We start from the raw sequence: 18,879 nt of genomic DNA, 5'->3' as shown, positions 1-18,879 counted from the left end.
CCACACGACCAGACGTGTCCCACGTGCTCCTGCGGGGCAACGGTGTGGTTGACCGGTCTGCCGAGCGCCGGCAAGTCCACTGAAGGCCGCCGCCGAGAACCGTGTCGCCGACCACATCCAGGTCAAGCGCCTGGACGTGGTCGACCTCGCGAGCATCACCGCCTGCCTCGACGCACTGGTCAACAACGCCGGCGCCGCTCAGATCGGCACCTGTGATCACGTGCGCCCCTGATCAGAGCAACATGATCAAGCGAAGGCGGATGTGTCAGCCGAAAAGGATCTGCCGCAAGCTGGCGGCGAGGCGGATGACCAGTTGGTCGGGCGGCATCTCGGCCAGTGGTCCGATGCCGAGGATGTACCGGTTGAAGGCGACGCCGACAAGGTGCGCACTGAGCAGGTCGACGCGGGCGTCGACGTCTTCGCAGTCCAGAACCGAGCGGTAGACGCTCATGCTGCGTTCTCGCATGGCCTGGTAGAGGGCGCTGGCCGCGTCCTCGTTGGAGGCCGCGCCACGGATCAGCGCGATGAGCGGGTCATTGCCCTCGGCGCTCTCCATTCGCTCGACGAACGCGCTCGCGAGTCGTTCCGGAAGTGTGGCGGTCTCGCCGGGGATGACCTCGCCCAGGTCCCGGGGGCCCGGCATCGAGGCGATGAACAGCTGTTCCTTGGATGAGAAGTGGCGCATCACCAAGCCATGGGTGACTCCAGCACGCCGGGCGATGTCGCGGATGGTGGCCCGGGCGTATCCGCGTTCGGCGAAACAGGCACGTGCCGCGTCGAGGATGGCGGCCTGGCGTGCTTCGGGGTCGCGGACCCGCTTTGACCGAACCTGGGGGTCGGCGGTCATGCGGCCGGCGCCGGAGATCTGTCCCATGTCACAAGTGTACGAGTGGTCATTAGCCGTGCCCGGCCCTAGGCTGTCACTAGTGACCAGTTGGTCATTAGAGGCCCGGGGTGGAGTCAAGGCCGGGAATACCGAGCAGGAGGACCCATGTCAGGCGTCACACATCGGTTTGTCAGCAGCAACGGCCTTCGGATGCACATCGCGGAGGCGGGGAGCGGACCGCTGGTCGTGCTGCTGCACGGATTCCTCAACTTCTCGTACTCATGGCGGCACCAAATGGAAGCCCTGGCCGATGCGGGCTACCACGTCGTCGCCCCCGACCTTCGGGGCTACGGCCGTACGGACCGACCGCGCGACATCGGGCAGTACACCCAGCTGCACCTGGTCGGCGACGTGATCGGCCTGCTGGACGCGCTGCACGAGGAGCAGGCCGCGGTTGTCGGGCACGATTGGGGCTCCATGATCGCCTGGTCCACCGCGCTGCTGCGGCCCGATCGCGTCAGCGGAGTCGCAGGGCTGAGCGTTCCCTATGTGCCCCGCGCGCGGCAGAGCCTGCTGACCGCGATGCGATCCCGGTTCGGTGACCGCTACTACATGCAGTACTTCCAGGAACCCGGCACGGCGGATGCCGAGTTGGCCCGCGATGTCGCGGCCACGTTCCGCAGTGTGCTGTACTCCGGCTCCGGGGATGCCCCTGCGCCATGGGATCCGGTGATCCCCGCAGGCGGTGGTTGGCTGGACGTTCTTCCTGACCCGGGCATCGTGCCCCCGTGGCTGACCGAGGCGGACCTGGCGGCCTACGTCGAGGCGTTCGAACACTCGGGCTTCACCGGGGCGCTCAACTGGTACCGCATACTCGACTCGAGCTGGGAACTCATGGGCGCGTGGCAGGACGCGACCATCCATGTCCCCGGCCTGTTCATCTACGGAGCCGAGGACTCGTTCGCCCTCTATGCCGCACAGCTGATCGACGCGCTGCCCGGCCTGGTAGCGGATCTGCGCGGCAGCCTCGCACTACCCGGATGCGGACACTGGGTTCAGCAGGAGCGCCCTGCCGAGGTGAACCTCGCTCTCCTGGAGTTCCTGAAGGGACTCGCCGACCACCGCTAGAGGACTCGTGGTTCGCGACGCTGCCCGATCCTGGTGGCCAAGTCGGGGCACGGCGGGGGCGGTTCCGCCGGTGGGGCCCTCGGCGGACCCACACGGGAGAAACGAGGGGCGGAGCGACCTCGCGCCGCGGTCGCTGCGCCCCTCGGTACGGCCGGTGTCAGGCGGTGGCACCGCCATCGATCACGTGGTCGTGGCCGACGACGAAGCTGGACTCATCCGAGGCCAGCCACAGGACGGCCGCCGCGATCTCCTCCGGCTTGGCGACCCGGCCGAGCGGGACGGTCGGGGCCAAGCGGGCGTCGCGCTCCTCGCGGGTCTCACCCGGGAGGTAGGACATCGGGGTGTCGATCGGGCCGGGGCTGATCGAGTTGATCCGCACGCCCTGGGAAATGGCCTCGCGGGCCGCCGTACGAGTCAAGAAGCTGACGCCCGCCTTGGAGGTGGCGTAGGCACTCATACCCGCCAGGCGCCAGTGCGCCCCCAGGTTGGAGGAGGTGTTGACGATCACGCCGCCGCCGTTGCCGCTCATGTGCGCGATCTGGTGCTTCATGGCGAGGAAGACGCCGGTCAAGTTGATCGACAGGACCCGGTTCCACTCGTCCTCGTCGTGCTCGCCGACCGGGGTGCCGCCGCCGAGGACGCCCGCGTTGTTGAAGGCGATGTGCAGGGCACCGTAGCGCTCGACGGCGGTGGCGACCATGGCGGCGACGGAGGCGGAGTCGGAGACGTCCACCAGGACGCCGCTGGCCTCGCCGCCCTCGGCCTCGATCAGCTTCACGGTCTGGGCCACGCCGTCCTCGTTGCGGCCGGCGACCAGGACGGTGGCACCCTCCCGGGCGAAGGCCAGGGCGGCGGTCCGGCCGACCACACCGGCGGCTCCGGTGACGAGGGCGATCTTGCCGGCGAAACGGGCGGTCATCTGGGTCTCCTTGGTTGCAGAGGTGTTGTCCGGAAAGTCGGTTGCCCCGTGGCCGGTTGACCGAGGTGCCGAGTCGGTCCGGGCCAGGCCCGGCAGGGTCAGCGGTGGTTCGTGCCGCGCTGGAGGAGCACGAGGACCGCGGTGGCAGCGAGGGCGGCCGCCGCGACGGCGAAGGCGAAGCCGCCAGCCGCCGCACCGGGGGTAAACCCGGCAAGGGAGGCTGCGTGTGCGTTGGCGATCGGGACCAGGACGGCGAGGTCGATCGGCGGGCCGATCTCCATGGCGGTGTTCATCACCCCGCCGACCAGTCCGGACTGGTGGCCGGGTGCGTCGTTGACCGCCCAGACGGTGGCGCCGGAGAAGGTGAACCCGGCTCCGACCGGGAAGATCACCAGTCCGGCCAGCAGCGGCCCGACGTACGGGGTGTCCTGCTCCATCCCGGCCAGGACCAGCAGCCCGAGGGCCGAGATCGCCAGTTTTGCCGCCGTCACCAGGCCGGGGCGCAGGCGCTGCAGGGCGCGGCCCGCCAGGCTGGCGGCCAGCAGCACGGCCAGTGCGGGCGGGTTCCACTGCCATACCCACTCCTTAGCAGACTGATCGTTCCAGATAGAGATGCCGTCAGCGCGGCGAATCCGCAGAATCTGATGACTAGAACCGTAGCAACTTCAGAACGTACGGTCTAGATAGGTCCGAGACTGGGTCCGAACCGCCGCTCCGAACCGGCCTCGGCGGCCCCTCGGAGGTGACTCCAGCCTGGCCGCCCGACCGCCGCCGAGGATCCCGTGAACAGGTGATGACCCGCCCCCCGCAACACAGCAGACTCGTCCCCACCAACCCCGATGCGGGAGGAACTCTCTGATGAATCAGCTGAGTTCGACGCTGTCGGCGACCACATCCGGCGGCCCGGACCCGGCCGTGCCGGTCCGCCTCCACCACTCCCAGGCGTGGGACGGACTACTGCACAGAACGGCGAACCCCAGCCCCTATGCGCCCCCCGTGACCTGACTGCCGAATTCTGGAACGCGCCGCTTCCTGACCCTGGGAGCAGCCGACCGAGGCGTCGCTCTCCACCCTGGCGAGCAACTACGCCGCCCGGGGTGGCTCACGCCCCCACCGGGAATCCGCATTGACAGGCCGTTCGTCAACCTCAACCTGAACCACCGACCCAACGGCGAGATCAGCGCGCTGACCCAGATGGACGCGCCCCCGGGACCACGTCCTGGTCGACCCGACCCTGCGCGGCGACCGGAAGTCCGTACACATACGTGCATGGCTCCCCGGAGGCCAACTCGCCAAGACCTACCGCCACTTGACCCGCACCGGCTCCGCCAGCCCCGGGGCGATGCCGCTCCTGAGCGCGTACGGCCCGAAGGTGAAGGCAGTCTGGGATCCCGGGGGCTTTTCCCGGCACGACCACTCCGTACGACTGCCGGGCCCGGTCGTCCCCGCCGGAGGACCGGACGCCCGCGCCGGACGAGGTGACAGGCCAGTAGACCGAATGGTCTTGAATGCTGCTACGGTCGTGGCATGGCGAGGACCAAGGATTTCGATCCGGACACCGTGCTGGGGCAGGCCATGGACCTGTTCTGGGAGCGAGGGTACGAGGCCACCTCGATGGCTGACCTCGTGGAGCGCCTCGGCATCGCCCGCGCCAGCCTGTATGGAACGTTCGGCAGCAAGCACGACCTGTACCTCGCGGCCCTGAAGCGCTACCTGGAAATCAGGGAGACCGGGTTCGTCCGGGCGCTGTCCCAGCCGGGCCCGGTCCTCCCCGCCGTGCGGAGCCTGGTGCAGAGCTGGGTCGACGAGGCTCTGAACGACCCGGCCCACCTCGGCTGCCTGGTGGTCAACGCCGCCGTCGAACTCAGCCCGCGTGACCCCAAGGTGGCCCACCAGGTCGAACTGAGCTGGGGCGTCCTGGAGACCACGCTGACCTCGGCCCTGATGCGGGCGATCGCCCAGGGCGAGCTTCCCGAGGAACGAGATCCGCAGGTGCTGGCGCGCTTCCTGCTGGTGATGCTCCAGGGCATCCGCGTCATCGCCCGCGCCGCCCCCGACCCCGCCCGCCTCCAGGCCGCCGCCTCCCAGGCCCTGGCCGCCCTCGCCTGAGGGAAGGCTTCGACGAAGGAGGTAGCTCCTCAGGCTGGTCATCGCCTCATGCTGGACGGCCTGTGGTAAGAGCGGTCAGCGCTGCCTCGCGTACGCCTCGCGGAGTTGGGTGGGGCCACAAGCGGATCCAGGGCGAACTCGCCCGCCTCTGGCACCCGATCGCCGCATCCACGGTCTGGGCGATCCTCCACGCGGCGGGCATCGACCCAGCTCCGCGCCGCACCGGCCCGACCTGGCGCGAGTTCCTCACGGCCCAGGCCGAGGGCATCATCGCCGTCGACTTCTTCCATCTCGACACTGCGCTCGGCAGGCGTATGTACGCGCTGGCGTTCCCCGAGCACGGCACCCGGCGCCTGCACATCGCCGGCGTCACCACCCACCCCACCCGGGAACGGGCGGTGCAGCAGGCCCGGAACGTGACCGCCAACCTCGGCAGGCGCACGGAGTCCTGCGGTTCCTGCTGCGCGACCGCGACGGCAAGTACGGGCAGTCCTTCGACGCCGTCTTCGAGGCCGAGGAGATGGAGATCCTCAAGAGCGCACCCCAGGCTCCCCGGATGAACACCCACTGCGAGCGAGTGATCGGCAGCATCCGGCGTGAGGCCCTGGACCAGGTCCTGTCTCGTCAACACCGAGCGTGAGCAGCCGGGGGTGAGCTTGCTGCTGCCGGACCTCCCACCACGGGTCGCTCGGCACCGAGGCCAACGCGGCGACCAGCTCACGCTTCGTCGGCTCCGGAAGAATCAGCAGCCTACGGCCCTTCCAGGCGCCGTGGGCCGTACTGGGGGACCTACGCGACGTCCCGGCCACCGGTGAGGCGTGCTGGCTTCCCCGGCGGTGCCCGGTCATGCTGGTACGCGAAGTGCACGTTCTCGGCTGGGAGGGCAGAGCATGCAGTCGGACGCCGGAGGCGGACAGCACGGCTGGGGGAAGAGCACCTTCGAGGACATCTACGACCAGCCTGACCCGCGCGCCTACTTCACCCGGCTGCGGCCCCTGCGTTACCAGACCCCGCACCACGCCCAGCCGGTCTTCCGCGGGCTCCTCGCCGAGCGGGCCCGCCTGAACCCGCCGGGAGAGCCGGTCACGATGGTGGACCTGTGCTGCTCCTACGGCATCACCGCGGCACTGGTCAACCACGACCTCACCTTGGAAGACCTGTACGCCCGTTACACCGGCCCGGAGATGGCCGGGCTGTCCACGCCGGAACTCATCGAGGCGGACAAGGAGTTCTACGCCGCGCACCGCCGGGAGCAGGCGGTGCCGTTCATCGGCCTCGACGCCGCGCCCCGGGCGGTGGCCTACGCGAGCGCGGTCGGCCTGCTGGACGGCGCGTTCGCCGAGAACCTGGAGACCGGCCCCGCCAGCGCGAGGCTGGCCCGGGCCGTGGCCGCCACCGGTCTCATCACCATCACCGGCGGCGTCGGCTACATCGGCCCCCGCACCTTCGACACCGTCGTGAGCCACACCCGCACCCCAGTGTGGGTGGCCGCCTTCGCACTACGGATGGTCGACTACCGGCCGATCGCCAACACCCTGGCCGCCCGGGGAATGGTGACACGCACCTCCCCCGAGACGTATCCACAGCGCCGCTTCACTGACGACGACGAGCAACAGCGCGCCATCGCGCGCGTCACCGCCACCGGCTACGACCCGACCGGCCGCGAGGCCGACGGCTACTACCACACCCTCTTCCACCAGTCCCGACCCACCACACACGACTGGCGGCCGTGACTGCGGCGTCTATCGCCATGGCGTCCAGGGCCATCGCGACGACGTGGGCGTCGTCGAGTGCGCTCAGCGCGCCCGGGTGTCGGCGTGGCTCGGCGAGCAGCGCGCGGCGTCGGGTTGCTGCGACGATGTGCTCAGGGATCGTGACGGTGAAACCACCTACCTCTGGGTGGGGCCCTATGCGGCACCGCAGGGTTGGTCGTTCCCGGGCACATCGAGATCACTTCCCGCTGTGCTGGTCAGCGCGTGTCGCTCTGCCTGGCTGACCAGCCACCTTCCCGCTGTTGCGCGCAAAGTCGGCGCCGTCACGGCAGCTGCGGTACGGTGCGGGGTGTCCGGAAGCGCCGCCCAGCGTCGTAGTCGTCACGCCGGGCCGCCCGCCATGCCGATCCGGGGTAGGACAGTGCCATCTGGTGCTGGAGCGGCCCCGCACCGCCTGACGATCAAGGCCCCGCTGCCGTCCAGCTTCCGCGTCGGCACTTCTCCCTACCTACCGCACTTCAACTGCGCCGGCTTCACGCCTTCATTGCGAGCACCGCGTCATGCCGAGCGTGAGCGCGAGAGAACTCACGATCGAGTGATCGGGCTCAGGCAGAGGGAAGAGGCTTGTCCGTCCGCCACTACGGGTCGAGATGGAGAGTTGGCCAGACTCCAACGAGTACCGATACGCGGCCTGACCTGCGGCGACGAGTTTCGGAACGGCAGGGTTCGCCGGTCATGCGGGGAGTCTGTTGGAGAGCGGGGGCGGGCTCCACGGGTCGGTGCGGTGTTTGGTGGAGGTCACGCCGTGTTCGTCGTGGAGGTGTTCGGGGATGGCGTACTGCATGACGCGGCCGCGGGTGAGGGAGCTGAGTTCGAAACGGGTAGTGAGGTCGCCGAGGCGGTCCAGTGCCCAGGCGCCGAGCGGCGAGGAGTCCTCGATGCGCTCTAGGATGCCGAGCAGGGTGGGGGCGAGGGTGATGGCCTTGTCCCAGGTGGAGCGCGGGACTTGGAGCCAGTCGGCGCAGGTGTCGCCGATGAGGTAGCGGATCAGGGCGGGGACAACCGGGTCGAGCAGGGTGCCGGGGACGACCTGCTCGTAGAGGTCGATGAGTTGGCGGGTGAGCGTGATGCCGTCGTCGGAGGGGCCCATGTGGCGGGCCATGTAGAGGTCGGAGAAGTCGCGTGCCTCGGCCAGGTCGGCGGGCGCGGCCTGGGTGTCGACACCGAGGATCGCGCCAACCACGCGCCAGGCGTAGAAGTAGGCTTCGGCGCCCTCGTTGGAGATGTGGATGCCCATCCGGTGCAGGGCGTCCAGCACCTGGATGGAGAACATCATCTGACCGCCGATCATGTCCTCCTGGCAGATCGGCATGCCGAGGGTGGCTTCGTCCCAGCGGTTCTCGCGGCGTAGGTGGTGGCGGATGGAGGCGTGCAGCAGGCGGACCTTCTGCGCGGCGGGGAGGAACCTGCCGCCGGCTTCGAAGGCGTCGGGCCGCATCAGGTAGAGGGTGAACTGGCCGGTCTCGGCCATTCGCTTGGAGGGATAGTCGAGCGAGTGGGTGGCACTGAGCAGGCGGGCGACGTGCGGGACGACATAGCAGGCGGGCATCGAGGCGAAGGACAGCGCGGTGGAGATGTGGACGTTGTTGCGGATGAAGAACAGCCGGGCCTTCTCGATCTGGTCCCAGTCGACCCAGTCGGGCGGGGTGGCGGTGGCTTGCAGGTAGTCGCGAGCCACCTCGGGAACGTCGTCGGGCAGCGGCTGGCCGCTCTGGGCGAACCAGCGCATCAGGGTGTTGAACTTTCCGATGTCACCGCGCTCGAACAGCGAGTCCACCACGTCGTCGGCCGGCGGGTCGCCCGCCAGGCGCAGGGCGTTCATCGCCTCGGGTGTCACGGTCATGGGGTGCCCCCTGGTTCGGGTCTGTTCGGCGTCGGCGATGTCAGGACGTGCGGGCGCAGGCCGCGGCGATCAGCTCGGAGAGGGCCGCGGCGGCCTGCGGCGGGAGTGCGGCCCGCTCAAGGGCGGTGCGGGCGGCCGTCGCTCGTTGGGCGATCATCTCCTCGACGCGGGCCCGGGCACCGGAGCGCTCGATGATGTCCCGCAGCTGGTCCAGCTCCGCCGCACCGAGGTCGCCTCGGCCGAGCCCGGCTTGCAGGTGCGCGCGGTCGGCGGGCGTCGCACCGGTGAGGGCATGGGCGAGCAGCGCGGTGGGTTTGGCACCGGTGAGGTCGTCCCGGTTGGACTTCCCGGTGCGCTGCGGGTCGCCGAAGACACCGAGCAGGTCGTCGCGGAGTTGGAACGCCTCGCCCAGCGGCACACCGTAGGCGGTGAAGCTGTCGAGCAGTGCGGGCGGGGCGCCGGCAAGGTAGCCACCCAGGTGCAGGGGGTGCTCGACGGTGTACTTCGCGGTCTTGTAACGAATGATCTCCAGCGAGCTCTCCGCGCTCGGCGTCAGCCGGGCACGGAGGATCTCCATGCACTCGCCGGCGATCAGCTCGCGGGCGAGTGTGGCCCACAGGGGACGAGCTCGCGCGAGGTAGGCGGCGGGCAGCCCACAGCCGGCGAACACCTGCCCGGCCCAGGACATCAGCAGATCGCCCACCAACAGCGCCAGCGACCTGCCCTGGGCCTCGCACCCCGGCCCGTCGGCGACGGCATGGCGCAACGCTCGGTGCGCGGTGGGCGCACCGCGGCGGATCGGGCTGTCATCGATCAGGTCGTCGTGGACCACAGCCGCCGCGTGCACCAACTCCATCGCCGCCGCGGCCCGCACCATCGCCTCGCTGTCCGGCTGACCCGAAGCCCGCCAGCCCCAGTAGGCGAACGCGGCACGCAACCGCTTACCCTCCGCCACAGCCGCGCACAACTGCTCAGCCACCGGCTCAAGTTGGGCATCGACGGCGACCAGCAGCGCTGTCTCCTGGTGCACGAAGGCGTGCAGGGCGTCCTCGACGCGCGACTTCAGCGCCGGCCCCTGCCACGCCTCAGGCATCGGAGGATGTCCGGCGGGAGGCTGCCGCGCGGCGCGCCACGCCCTCCAGGTGGGACTCGGTGGCGGGGGCGAGACGGCCCATCAGCAACTCGCCCCGCGCCCGCAACTCCTCCTGCCCGTCCGCCGCCACCTCGCGCAGGTCGGAGCGGCCGAGCACGCCGCGCATCCGGCGCAGCAAGCCCTCGGCCTGTTCCAGTCCCACATCGATGACACCGGCCAGCAGTTGGACCGCCTCCTTCCCCCGATCGGCGCCCGCTCCCGCACTCCCCTGTGCTGACACGACTTTCCCCACCCCTCCCCATAGGCGCGGCTGCGACGGCTTCCCGCCGGACGACGGTGCACGGCCCCCGCAGCCACCCGTGAACCTTCCCCGACACGGAAAGGCTCACCTCAAAGTCACACGAACCAGCTATCTCTCCCACAAATCCCATCAGCGTGATCTCGCCTTGTGATAGGACCTCGGCCTCAGAAGGTGCCGTGTGGTTCTTCGTCCGATTCCCTTTCAGGCGTCGTGGACGGCGGCTATGTGCGGGTGCTCTGGCGGGGCAGTGTGAACAGGCCTGGCTCAGGCTCCTCCAGGTCGGCGGAGAGCTGCATCAGCTCGGCGGCGTTGCGCGCCAGGCGCTTCGTTTCGTGGACGGTGAGGATCACGACCTGGTCGGGCGCGGCCTCCTTGAACTCGGTGGCGAGCTTTGAGGGCTGCCGCCATCTCAGGACGGTGCTTGACGCGGGTGCTGATCTTCTCTCGGAAGATCCTCGTGCAGCCCGCCGCCTCCAGCGCCTCGATCTGGCTGGCATGTCCCAGTCCGGCTGAGCGAAGGTGCGGGCCGTGCCGGACCGGCGCGGCCCGCGCCTCGTGGCGGACGCCCGTCCCGCCCCGGAGCGGTCAGGGCACCTCCTCCTCTGCCGTCCTCGGCCACGGCCAGCCGGGCCAGCGCGTCAGCGAGCCACCGGGGCGAACGCAGGTGGTCTGCGCCCCCCCTTTGATCTCACGAAGGCGTGTCAGCCAGCGAGTTCCTCCCGCAAGCGGCGGGCGGCGCCGACCAGGCTCTCCAGCGACGCCCGTGTCTCGGTCCAGCCGCGGGTCTTCAGCCCGCAATCGGGGTTGACCCACAGTCGCTCAGCCGGGATCACCGCGAGCCCGGCGCGCAGCAGCTCGACGACCTCCTCCGTGCTCGGGATCCGCGGGGAGTGGATGTTCCACACGCCGGGGCCGACCTCGCGCGGGTACCCGGCCTCGGCGAGTTCCCCGGCCACCTGCATGTGCGAGCGGGTGGCCTCCAGCGAGATCACGTCGGCGTCGAGCTCGTCGATGGCCGTCATGATCGCGCCGAACTCGGCGTAGCACATGTGGGTGTGGATCTGGGTGTCGGCGCGGACCCCGGAGGTGGCGAGGCGGAACGCCTCGGTGGCCCAGGCGAGGTAGGCCGGGCGGTCGGCGGTGCGAAGCGGCAGGGTCTCGCGCAGCGCCGGTTCGTCGACCTGAACGACGGCCGCGCCGGCGGCCTCCAGGTCGGTGACCTCGTCGCGCAGGGCGAGGGCGACCTGGCGGGCGGTGTCGGCGAGCGGCTGGTCGTCGCGGACGAAGGACCAGGCGAGCATGGTGACCGGGCCGGTGAGCATGCCTTTGACCGGACGACCCGTCAGGCCCTGCGCGTAGCCGAACCAGTCGACCGTCATAGAGTGCGGGCGGGAGATATCCCCGACCAGGACCGGCGGGCGCACGTACCGGGTGCCGTAGGACTGCACCCAGCCGTGCCGGGTGGCCAGGTAGCCGGTGAGCTGCTCCGCGAAGTACTGCACCATGTCGTTGCGCTCGGGCTCGCCGTGCACCAGGACGTCCAGCCCGGCCTTCTCCTGGAAGGCGATGACCTCGCGGACCTCCGCCTCCATCCGCTCCCGGTACGCAGCGGCGTCGATCCGCCCCGCAGTCAGATCTGCCCGGGCCACGCGCAGTTCGGAGGTCTGAGGGAAGGATCCGATGGTGGTGGTCGGCAGCAGCGGCAGCCCGAGCCTGGCTCGCTGAGCCTCGGCCCGCTGTGGGTATGCCTGGGCGCGGCGCGCGTCGGCCTCGGAGACGGCAGCGGTGCGGGCGCGGACCGCCGGGTCGCGGGTGATCGGCGAGGTGGCACGGGAGGCCAGGTCGGCGCGGTTGGCGGCGAGTTCGGCGGCGATCGCCCCCGCGCCCTCGCGCAGGCCCCGGGCCAGCAGCGCCACCTCAGCCGACTTCTGCTTGGCGAACGCGAGCCAGCGGACGATCTGCGGGTCGATGTCGCGCTCGATGGTGGCGTCGATGGGCACGTGCAGCAGCGAGCTGGACGGCGCCACGTCGACCGTGTCCGCGAGGCCGAGGAGGGTCGCCAGGGTGGCGAGCGACTTCTCCAGGTCGTTGATCCAGATGTTGCGGCCGTCGACCACCCCGGCGACCAGCCGCTTGCCGGGCAGGCCGCCGGCGGCGGCGAGATCGTCGAGGTTGGCGGCGGCAGATCCCGTGAAGTCCAGCGCCAAGCCCTCGACGGGGGCCTTGGCCAGCACCGGCAAGGCCTCGCCGAGGCGGTCGAAGTAGCTCGCGACCAGGAGCTTGGGCCGGTCGGTGAGGGCGCCGAGGTCGCGGTAGGCGCGGGCGGCGGCGTTGAGCTCGGCGGGGGTGCGGTCCTGGACGAGCGCGGGCTCGTCCAGCTGCACCCAGGCGGCGCCGGCGGCGCGCAGGTCGGCCAGCAGCTCGGCGTAGACGGGCAGCAGCCGGTCCAGCAGGGTGAGCGGCTCGAAGTCGGCGGCGACACCGGGCGCGGGCTTGGCCAGCAGCAGGTAGGTGACCGGGCCGACCAGCACCGGGCGGGCCTCGTGGCCGAGCGCCAGGGCCTCGGCCAGTTCGCCGGCGGCCTTGGCCGGGTTCGCGGTGAAGGCGGTGTCGGGGCCGAGTTCGGGCACCAGGTAGTGGTAGTTGGTGTCGAACCACTTGGTCATCTCCAGCGGCGCCACCTCCTGGGTGCCGCGTGCCATCGCGAAGTAACCGTCAAGCGGGTCGGCGTCGACGGCGGCGCGGTGGCGGGCCGGGATCGCGCCGACGGCTACCGTGGTGTCCAGAACATGGTCGTAGAGCGAGAAGTCCCCGGTGGGGACCTCCTCGATGCCGGAGTCGGCGAGCTGCTGCCAGTTCCCCCGGCGCAGGTCGGCGGCGGTGGCCAGTAGAGCGTCGGCGGTGACCGCGCCCTTCCAGTAGCCCTCGATCGCCTTCTTGAGCTCCCGGCCCCGGCCCTGGCGGGGGTAGCCGTACACGGTCGCGATTGCCGCGGCTGCGGACTTCGTGGTCAAGGGACTCTCCTTCGCGAGTCTGTCTCCTCAAGGGCCCGGCGACGGCACGAGAACGCGAAGGGATGACGAACCGGGCGGCGGCCGCCGTGGACGCGCGTGCCTGATCCGCCTGGTATGGTCGCCGACCCGCCCTCGAGGTCACCGGATGTCCACACGCGGATCGTCCGCGGGCGGGCAGCGGGCAGGTCTTCGGACTCGCGGACACACCCACCCGTGAAGGGCGGACACCTACTGGCCGTCGCTTCCCAAACCCGACCCGGGCCCAGTGCGTATGACGGCGGTCGTTCCCACTCACCGCTGCGGGGCAGTCCCGGATTCCCACCGGGTTCCCTCTTACGACACCCTGCCTGGCGGACAGGGCGAACCAGCTGCACCGGCCAGCCTAGAGCCAATCCGCCAGCATCCGGCTGGAGAATCACTCAATCGCCCACATATTGAGACGGCGTCGGATCCTCCCTCATCCGCCCGTGCTCCGTCCGGGACCTCGCCGTACTCGTCGACCGACCCCTGCCGCAGTGCTCCCCACGGCCTGGACCCGGGCTCTCTAGGCTAGGCGCATGCGGATCGTCTCCCTGTTGCCTGCTGCGACCGACATCGCCGCCGAGCTCGGTCTGGGTGGGGCCCTGGTCGGCCGGACTCACGAGTGCGACCGGCCGGCCGCCACCGTCGCGGGGATCCCGGTGGTGACGGCTGCCGAGTTCGACGCCGACCGGCTCACCAGCCGGGAGATCTCGGAGGCCGTCGGCGGCGCGGCCCACCGGGGCTCGTCGCTCTACACGCTCGACGTGGAAAAATTGGCCGCCCTCGCGCCCGACGTCGTCCTCACTCAGGACCTCTGCGAGGTGTGCGCCGTGTCCTACACCGGAGTGACCGAGGCCGTGCGGATCCTGGACGGCGGCCCGCGCGTGCTGAGCCTGGAACCCCGAACGCTCCCCGAGGTCATCGCCTGCCTGGAACACGTCGGCGCCGAACTCGGTGTCGCGGCCACCGCCGCCCGCGTCGCCGCCGCACTGCACGCGCGGCTGGACCGGGTAGCGGCGGCCGTGCATGGCCTGCCCCGACCACGGGTCGTCGCGGTGGAATGGCTCGACCCGCTCTGGCCCGCCGGCCACTGGGTGCCCGAGCAGGTCGAGATCGCGGGCGGGACCCCGCTGCTGGCCGAGGCGGGCGAGCACACCAAGCCCATCACCTGGGACGCGGTGCGCTCCGCCCGGCCCGATGTCCTGCTGGTCCTGCCCTGCGGATTCCCGCCGGCCCGGACCGAGCGGGAATTCCATCTGCTCACCGGACTGCCGGGCTGGGACGAGCTGCCGGCCGTCCGGGACGACCGGGTCTGGATCCTCGACGGCCCGTCCTACTTCAACCGTCCCGGTCCCCGCGTCGTCCGCGGCGTCGAAGTCCTGGCCCAGATCCTGCACGGCGTCCGGACGGGCGACACGGTGACCGTCGACGAGGCCCGCCGCCCGGCCCGTTAGCGACGGCTCCGCGGGGCGCTCCCACCCCCGCCCGACCCGGGTGGGCGAAACCCCGCCCGGGGCGGGGAGGACGCCACCGAGCCGATCGGCCCGCTCAGCCCTACAGTGCCTGGCGGTAGTCAGGACCTCCCCGAGGGAGCGGGGTGCGCGGCAAGGCTGGACTGATTCGTCGGGCTGGTCGTGCCCCGGGTCCGGAGGACTGTCCTCCTGCTCTCGTGGCCGGCGCGCGGTGCCGGCGCGGATTCGGACGTGCCGGCGAGCCGTCCCCGCATCGGGCGGCTCGCCCTGGCGGCGGGTCAGCGGTGGGTGAACGACGGCGGGCGCTTCTCGGCGAAGGCCGCCATGCCCTCCTTCTGGTCTGCGGTGGCGAAGGTGGCGTGGAAGAGCCGGCGTTCGAAGCGGACGCCCTCGGCGAGGCTGGTCTCGAAGGCGCGGTTGACGCTCTCTTTCATCGTGATCGCCACCGGGGTGGACATCGCAGCGATCGTCTCGGCGGTGGCCAGTGCCTCGGCCAGCAGCTGGTCGGCCGGGACGCTCCGGGAGACCAGGCCGGCCCGCTCGACCTCCTCGGCGCCCATCATGCGGCCGGTCAGGCAGAGCTCCATGGCCTTCGCCTTGCCGATCGCCCGGGTCAGGCGCTGCGAACCTCCGATGCCCGGGATCACACCGAGCTTGATCTCCGGCTGGCCGAACTTCGCGGTGTCCGCCGCCAGTAGGACGTCGCACAGCATCGCCAGCTCGCAGCCGCCGCCGAGCGCGTAGCCCGCGACGGCCGCGACGGCCGCGACGGCCGCGACGGCCGCGACGACCGGCTTGCGCAGCGCGCCGAAGCGGTCCCAGGCGGCGAACCAGTCGCCCAGGTAGGCGTCTGTCGCGTCCCCGGCCCGCTCCCGAGCAGCCCGGGTTGCAGCTGCCCTACGCGCGAGCCATACCTGACAATTCCATCAGGTCAGGTCAGCAAAAGTCAGCATCAGTGGACCACACCCTGATCTACGCGCGCATACCCGAGAATCGAAGCCCTTCTGGATCGCGCCGACACTAGCCGCACGACAAGGTGGGCCACCTCAGTATCGGGCCGCCGAAGCCACTCGCCCGATTGTCGCAGCCGCACCCCGTTTTCGCAGGTCAGAACCATGTCGGTACAGGCTTCCGCGCGCTCGCCGCGGTCACTCGGGTACTCGCCCAGCCGCACAGCGCGCCACCCTAGCCCCCTTCACTCGTCTCAGCTGCCCCGGTACGCTCTCCTCACCGGATCGGTCGGCGTAGAACCCTCAGTTCTACATCCCGCTCGCGGACGTCACGCCCGGCGTCCTCGTGGACGAGGACCGTCCGCAGCGGCTCAAGCGCGGCACCGCCCGTCGGCACGGCCTGAAGGTCGGTGACATCCTGCGGCCCGCCGCGGCCCGCACGCACTTCTCCAAGTGACCGCTCCGTGCGTGCGGTCCTCACGCACCTGCTGGCATTACCCTCTTGCTCAACTCCCGTGATTTCCATACTCCTTGACCGAATCGGTAGCCGGGCACCACGGCCGGACCGGTCTCGGGTAGCAGCCACCAGGCAGGCACTCGATCGACCTGGCGGCGGAGCGCCCTGCCGTACGGGCCGGGCAGTTCCTCCTCGGCGTGCTCCGGCCCGGGCTGCGGCGGGCGAACCTCGGATGCGTGTGACCCCGGGCCGTGGTCTCGGCCTCGCCTCAGCGGGCGTGCCCGTCGTCGCACGCCGCCTCGGACGGAGGCGGTCCCGGCGAACGGCGCTGGAGCCGGCCCGGGACCAGACCGGCTCCCCGCTCCCGGACTACTTTCCGAGGGCCGCCACGCCGGCCTGGGCGAACTGCTCGTCCAGGTCGCCACTGGGCGCGCCGGCCACACCTACCGCCGCGACGGGCGCGCCCTTGACCTGGACCGGTGCGCCGCCGGCCAGGAAGAGGGTGCCGGGGATGTCCTTGAGGCCCGGCGCCTGGGCGAGGCGCTTGACCAACTCGGAGGTCGGCGCGTTCCAAGAGACCGCGGTGAAGGCCTTGCGCTCGGCCGACTGGTAGGACTGCGGGCCGGCTCCGTCGCCACGCAGCGTCACCAGCGTATTGCCGTCACGGTCGACCACGGCCACCGAGACGTGCTGGCCGCCCCGCTGGGCCGCGTCCAGCGCGGCCTGCGCGGCCTTGGTCGCGGCGGCGATCGACAGGTGGGTCGACTCGGTCAGGTTGCCCTTGGCGGTCTCGGCGCTCCCGGCGGCCGAGGGCTTGGCCTCCTCCGCGCTGGCGGCCACCGCACCGAAGGTGCCCGCGCCCACGGCGACCGCCGCGATGGCACCGGTGAGAACTCGGCCGAGCGTGCCCGTCTTCTTCATGGTTCTGCTGCTCCTGTCGGATCGGCTCGGGAAGCCGTGCGGCTCCCGCTGTGCCTCGATCCTCCGGCCGCCGGTGCGCCGTCCGGATCGGCGTTCCGGCCCGAACCCGCAGGCATCATGGATGACAACGGGGTCAGCCGATCGGTTGATGTGCCCGGGCGCCGCGCGGGCCACCATGCCAACAGGCGGTGACCGGCGCGCCCGAGGTCGGCGGCCCGCCCAGCAGTCAGAACGTACGGATCAGGAGATGCCAGTGCACCAGGCCGCAGCCGAGGCGGCGAACCCCGACTCGAGGTGGCTGGCCGTCGTCATGCGGGTGGCGTTCCTCGTGCTGCTCGCCGCCTCGCTCACCCGCTTCCTGGTCCACCACCTCCACAGCCCGCTGACGCCCTGGGTGATCGGGCTCAGCCTCGCCCTCGCCGCGGGCCACCTGCTGGTCGCAGCCGACCGCCGGCCCACCCGGCTGGCCGCCGTCCTCACGGTGTGGGCGCTGCTCGTCCTGATCGCGCCCAGCTTCGCCTGGTGCGCCGTACCGCTCATCTACACCGTCCTGCGGGCGCTGCCCCCGCGCGCCGCGATTCCGCTGGTCACGGCGCTGACTGCGCTGGTGGTGCTCGCCGAGCTGGAACTCGCCGACGGCTTCGACCCGACCCTCCCCCTTGTCCCGCCGGCCGTCGCCGCACTGGCCACCGCCGTCTTTCTGCACATGGAGCGGCAGAGCGCCCGCCAGCGGACGCTGATCGACGACCTACTCGCCACCCGCCGCGAACTGGCCGCCACCGAACGACGCGAGGGCGCGCTCGCCGAGCGTGAGCGGCTCTCCGCGGAGATCCACGACACCCTCGCACAGGGCCTGTCCAGCCAGCAGATGCTGCTCCAGGCCGCCGAACGCACCTGGGACCACGACCCCGTCACCGCCCGCACCCATGTCCAGGCCGCCACCGCGATCGCCGGCCGCAACCTCGCCGAGGCCCGCCGCTTCGTCCACGACCTGGCCCCGGCCGACCTCGCCGACCAGGGCACGCTGGATGCCGCCCTGCGCGCCCTGGCCGCCCGGGAGAGCGCCGAGAGCGGCCTGCCCGTCCACTTCCACCTGGATGGCACGCCGGTACCGATGCCCCTCGCCGCCCAGTCCGGGCTGCTGCGCATCGCCCAGGGCGCGCTGGCCAACGTCCGCGAGCACGCCCACGCCTCGGCGGCCGCGATCACCCTGACCTACCTCGACGACCAGGCCGTCCTGGACGTCGCCGACGACGGCCGCGGCTTCCACCCGGACACCCACCGGCCGACCGGAGGGCGCGGCCACGGCCTGCCCGCCATGAAGGCCCGGCTGCGCCAGCTGGGCGGCGCCCTCACCGTCGAGAGCACGCCCGGCCAGGGCACCGTCGTCTCCGCCGCGATCCCCCTGGAGGCCAAGTGACCGACACAGCGACCGTCCCGGTACGCCTCCTCGTCTGCGACGACCACGCCGTGGTCCGGGCCGGGCTGCTGGCACTGCTCGCCAGCGCCCCGGGCATCGAGGTGGTCGGCGAAGCCGGCAGCGGGGAAGAGGCCGTCGCGTTGACCGCCCGACTGCGGCCCGACGTCGTACTGATGGACCTCCAGCTCGGCGAGGGCATCAACGGCATCGAGGCCACCCGCCGCATCACCGCCCGGCCCGGCTCCGGCCACGTCCTGGTGCTCACCACCTACGACACCGACGCCGACATCACCCGCGCCATCGCCGCCGGCGCCACCGGCTACCTGCTCAAGGCCGAACGGCCCGAGGAGCTGTTCGCCGCCATCCACGCCGCCGCGCTCGGCCGCCCGGCCCTCTCCCCACCGGTGGCCTCCCGGATGATGGCCCAGATGCGCACCCCCTCACCCCAACTCACCGACCGCGAACAGGACATCCTCACCCAGCTCGCCCAGGGTCTCGGCAACCGCGAGATCGCCCGCGCACTGTTCATCAGCGAGGCCACCGTCAAGACCCACCTCGGTCGGATCTACGCCAAGCTCGGCGTCGACACCCGCGCCGGCGCGGTCGCCGTCGCCAAGGAACGCCGCCTGCTGC

At 71.2% G+C, this 18,879-nt stretch carries 15 protein-coding genes, 2 pseudogenes and 1 riboswitch; of the genes and pseudogenes, 7 read left to right on the top strand and 10 right to left on the bottom strand.

Features of this window, described 5'->3' with window-relative positions:
- Positions 1–265 precede the first annotated feature (265 nt).
- Entirely contained in the window at positions 266–874 is a 609-nt protein-coding gene (locus ACWDAK_RS10635) for a TetR/AcrR family transcriptional regulator (RefSeq protein ID WP_344636018.1), read from the bottom strand.
- A 117-nt stretch (positions 875–991) separates the two neighbouring features.
- On the opposite strand from ACWDAK_RS10635, the gene ACWDAK_RS10630 reads away from it, so the two are divergent.
- Positions 992–1,954 carry an alpha/beta fold hydrolase gene (locus ACWDAK_RS10630; RefSeq protein WP_427393977.1) on the top strand — a complete coding sequence of 321 codons (963 nt, stop codon included), beginning with the start codon at positions 992–994 and terminating at the stop codon, positions 1,952–1,954.
- A 157-nt stretch (positions 1,955–2,111) separates the two neighbouring features.
- Here the strand turns inward: ACWDAK_RS10630 and ACWDAK_RS10625 are convergent, their stop codons facing one another.
- Together ACWDAK_RS10625 and ACWDAK_RS10620 are read right to left on the bottom strand one after the other, a co-directional pair.
- Positions 2,112–2,873: an SDR family NAD(P)-dependent oxidoreductase gene (locus ACWDAK_RS10625; protein WP_344636020.1), complete on the bottom strand. Its 762-nt coding sequence runs from the start codon at positions 2,871–2,873 to the stop codon at positions 2,112–2,114.
- A gap of 98 nt (positions 2,874–2,971) precedes the next feature.
- Positions 2,972–3,421, bottom strand: coding sequence for an MFS transporter (locus ACWDAK_RS10620; RefSeq protein WP_344636021.1), 450 nt, complete (start codon positions 3,419–3,421; stop codon positions 2,972–2,974).
- 979 nt (positions 3,422–4,400) lie between these two features.
- On the opposite strand from ACWDAK_RS10620, the gene ACWDAK_RS10615 reads away from it, so the two are divergent.
- The 3 genes and pseudogenes from ACWDAK_RS10615 to ACWDAK_RS10605 all read left to right on the top strand — a co-directional run bounded on the left by ACWDAK_RS10615 (position 4,401) and on the right by ACWDAK_RS10605 (position 6,715).
- Complete coding sequence (locus ACWDAK_RS10615; RefSeq protein ID WP_344636022.1) at positions 4,401–4,982, top strand: TetR/AcrR family transcriptional regulator; 582 nt, start codon at positions 4,401–4,403, stop codon at positions 4,980–4,982.
- A gap of 101 nt (positions 4,983–5,083) precedes the next feature.
- Positions 5,084–5,601: pseudogene (locus ACWDAK_RS10610) on the top strand (integrase core domain-containing protein); the annotation flags it as partial.
- Between the two features lie 271 nt (positions 5,602–5,872).
- Entirely contained in the window at positions 5,873–6,715 is an 843-nt protein-coding gene (locus tag ACWDAK_RS10605; protein ID WP_344636023.1) for a hypothetical protein, read from the top strand.
- Positions 6,716–7,427: 712 nt separating this feature from the next.
- Here ACWDAK_RS10605 and ACWDAK_RS10600 read toward each other — a convergent pair.
- The 5 genes from ACWDAK_RS10600 to metE all read right to left on the bottom strand — a co-directional run bounded on the left by ACWDAK_RS10600 (position 7,428) and on the right by metE (position 13,005).
- Positions 7,428–8,597 carry an oxygenase MpaB family protein gene (locus ACWDAK_RS10600; RefSeq protein ID WP_427393976.1) on the bottom strand — a complete coding sequence of 390 codons (1,170 nt, stop codon included), beginning with the start codon at positions 8,595–8,597 and terminating at the stop codon, positions 7,428–7,430.
- A gap of 40 nt (positions 8,598–8,637) precedes the next feature.
- On the bottom strand, positions 8,638–9,690 hold the full coding sequence (locus ACWDAK_RS10595) for a polyprenyl synthetase family protein (protein ID WP_344636025.1): 1,053 nt from the start codon (positions 9,688–9,690) through the stop codon (positions 8,638–8,640).
- Positions 9,683–9,970 carry a hypothetical protein gene (locus ACWDAK_RS10590; RefSeq protein WP_427393975.1) on the bottom strand — a complete coding sequence of 96 codons (288 nt, stop codon included), beginning with the start codon at positions 9,968–9,970 and terminating at the stop codon, positions 9,683–9,685. Before ACWDAK_RS10590 ends, ACWDAK_RS10595 begins: the two co-directional genes overlap by 8 nt.
- A gap of 242 nt (positions 9,971–10,212) precedes the next feature.
- Positions 10,213–10,341 carry a hypothetical protein gene (locus ACWDAK_RS10585; protein ID WP_427393974.1) on the bottom strand — a complete coding sequence of 43 codons (129 nt, stop codon included), beginning with the start codon at positions 10,339–10,341 and terminating at the stop codon, positions 10,213–10,215.
- 351 nt (positions 10,342–10,692) lie between these two features.
- Positions 10,693–13,005 carry a 5-methyltetrahydropteroyltriglutamate--homocysteine S-methyltransferase gene (gene metE, locus ACWDAK_RS10580; protein WP_427393973.1) on the bottom strand — a complete coding sequence of 771 codons (2,313 nt, stop codon included), beginning with the start codon at positions 13,003–13,005 and terminating at the stop codon, positions 10,693–10,695.
- 175 nt (positions 13,006–13,180) lie between these two features.
- Positions 13,181–13,376: riboswitch (cobalamin riboswitch) on the bottom strand.
- 186 nt (positions 13,377–13,562) lie between these two features.
- On the opposite strand from metE, the gene ACWDAK_RS10575 reads away from it, so the two are divergent.
- Positions 13,563–14,480 (top strand): cobalamin-binding protein, encoded by a 918-nt coding sequence (locus ACWDAK_RS10575; RefSeq protein WP_344636028.1) that lies wholly within the window; start codon positions 13,563–13,565, stop codon positions 14,478–14,480.
- Positions 14,481–14,776: 296 nt separating this feature from the next.
- Here the strand turns inward: ACWDAK_RS10575 and ACWDAK_RS10570 are convergent.
- Together ACWDAK_RS10570 and ACWDAK_RS10565 are read right to left on the bottom strand one after the other, a co-directional pair.
- A pseudogene (locus tag ACWDAK_RS10570) lies at positions 14,777–15,349 on the bottom strand (enoyl-CoA hydratase-related protein); the annotation flags it as partial.
- Between the two features lie 925 nt (positions 15,350–16,274).
- Complete coding sequence (locus tag ACWDAK_RS10565) at positions 16,275–16,826, bottom strand: GlcG/HbpS family heme-binding protein (protein WP_427393972.1); 552 nt, start codon at positions 16,824–16,826, stop codon at positions 16,275–16,277.
- 247 nt (positions 16,827–17,073) lie between these two features.
- On the opposite strand from ACWDAK_RS10565, the gene ACWDAK_RS10560 reads away from it, so the two are divergent.
- A complete protein-coding gene (locus tag ACWDAK_RS10560; protein WP_344636030.1) occupies positions 17,074–18,246 on the top strand; it encodes a sensor histidine kinase in 1,173 nt (390 codons plus the stop codon).
- Positions 18,243–18,879 (top strand): response regulator (locus ACWDAK_RS10555; RefSeq protein WP_427393971.1); only part of this gene is annotated, 637 nt, incomplete at its 3' end. The genes ACWDAK_RS10560 and ACWDAK_RS10555, both read left to right, overlap by 4 nt.

This window comes from Kitasatospora sp. NPDC001175 (genome assembly GCF_053598215.1).
The sequence above is the reverse complement of the archived record's forward strand: the minus strand, read 5'-3'. Positions and strand labels throughout refer to the sequence as shown.

Excerpts from the sequence above, each read along its gene's own strand:
- ACWDAK_RS10635 (WP_344636018.1), bottom strand. The coding sequence starts at position 874 with ATGGGACAGATCTCCGGCGCCGGCCGCATGACCGCCGACCCCCAGGTT.
- ACWDAK_RS10630 (WP_427393977.1), top strand. The coding sequence starts at position 992 with ATGTCAGGCGTCACACATCGGTTTGTCAGCAGCAACGGCCTTCGGATG.
- ACWDAK_RS10625 (WP_344636020.1), bottom strand. The coding sequence starts at position 2,873 with ATGACCGCCCGTTTCGCCGGCAAGATCGCCCTCGTCACCGGAGCCGCC.
- ACWDAK_RS10615 (WP_344636022.1), top strand. The coding sequence starts at position 4,401 with ATGGCGAGGACCAAGGATTTCGATCCGGACACCGTGCTGGGGCAGGCC.
- ACWDAK_RS10605 (WP_344636023.1), top strand. The coding sequence starts at position 5,873 with ATGCAGTCGGACGCCGGAGGCGGACAGCACGGCTGGGGGAAGAGCACC.
- ACWDAK_RS10600 (WP_427393976.1), bottom strand. The coding sequence starts at position 8,597 with ATGACCGTGACACCCGAGGCGATGAACGCCCTGCGCCTGGCGGGCGAC.
- ACWDAK_RS10595 (WP_344636025.1), bottom strand. The coding sequence starts at position 9,690 with ATGCCTGAGGCGTGGCAGGGGCCGGCGCTGAAGTCGCGCGTCGAGGAC.
- ACWDAK_RS10575 (WP_344636028.1), top strand. The coding sequence starts at position 13,563 with ATGCGGATCGTCTCCCTGTTGCCTGCTGCGACCGACATCGCCGCCGAG.
- ACWDAK_RS10565 (WP_427393972.1), bottom strand. The coding sequence starts at position 16,826 with ATGAAGAAGACGGGCACGCTCGGCCGAGTTCTCACCGGTGCCATCGCG.
- ACWDAK_RS10560 (WP_344636030.1), top strand. The coding sequence starts at position 17,074 with ATGCCAGTGCACCAGGCCGCAGCCGAGGCGGCGAACCCCGACTCGAGG.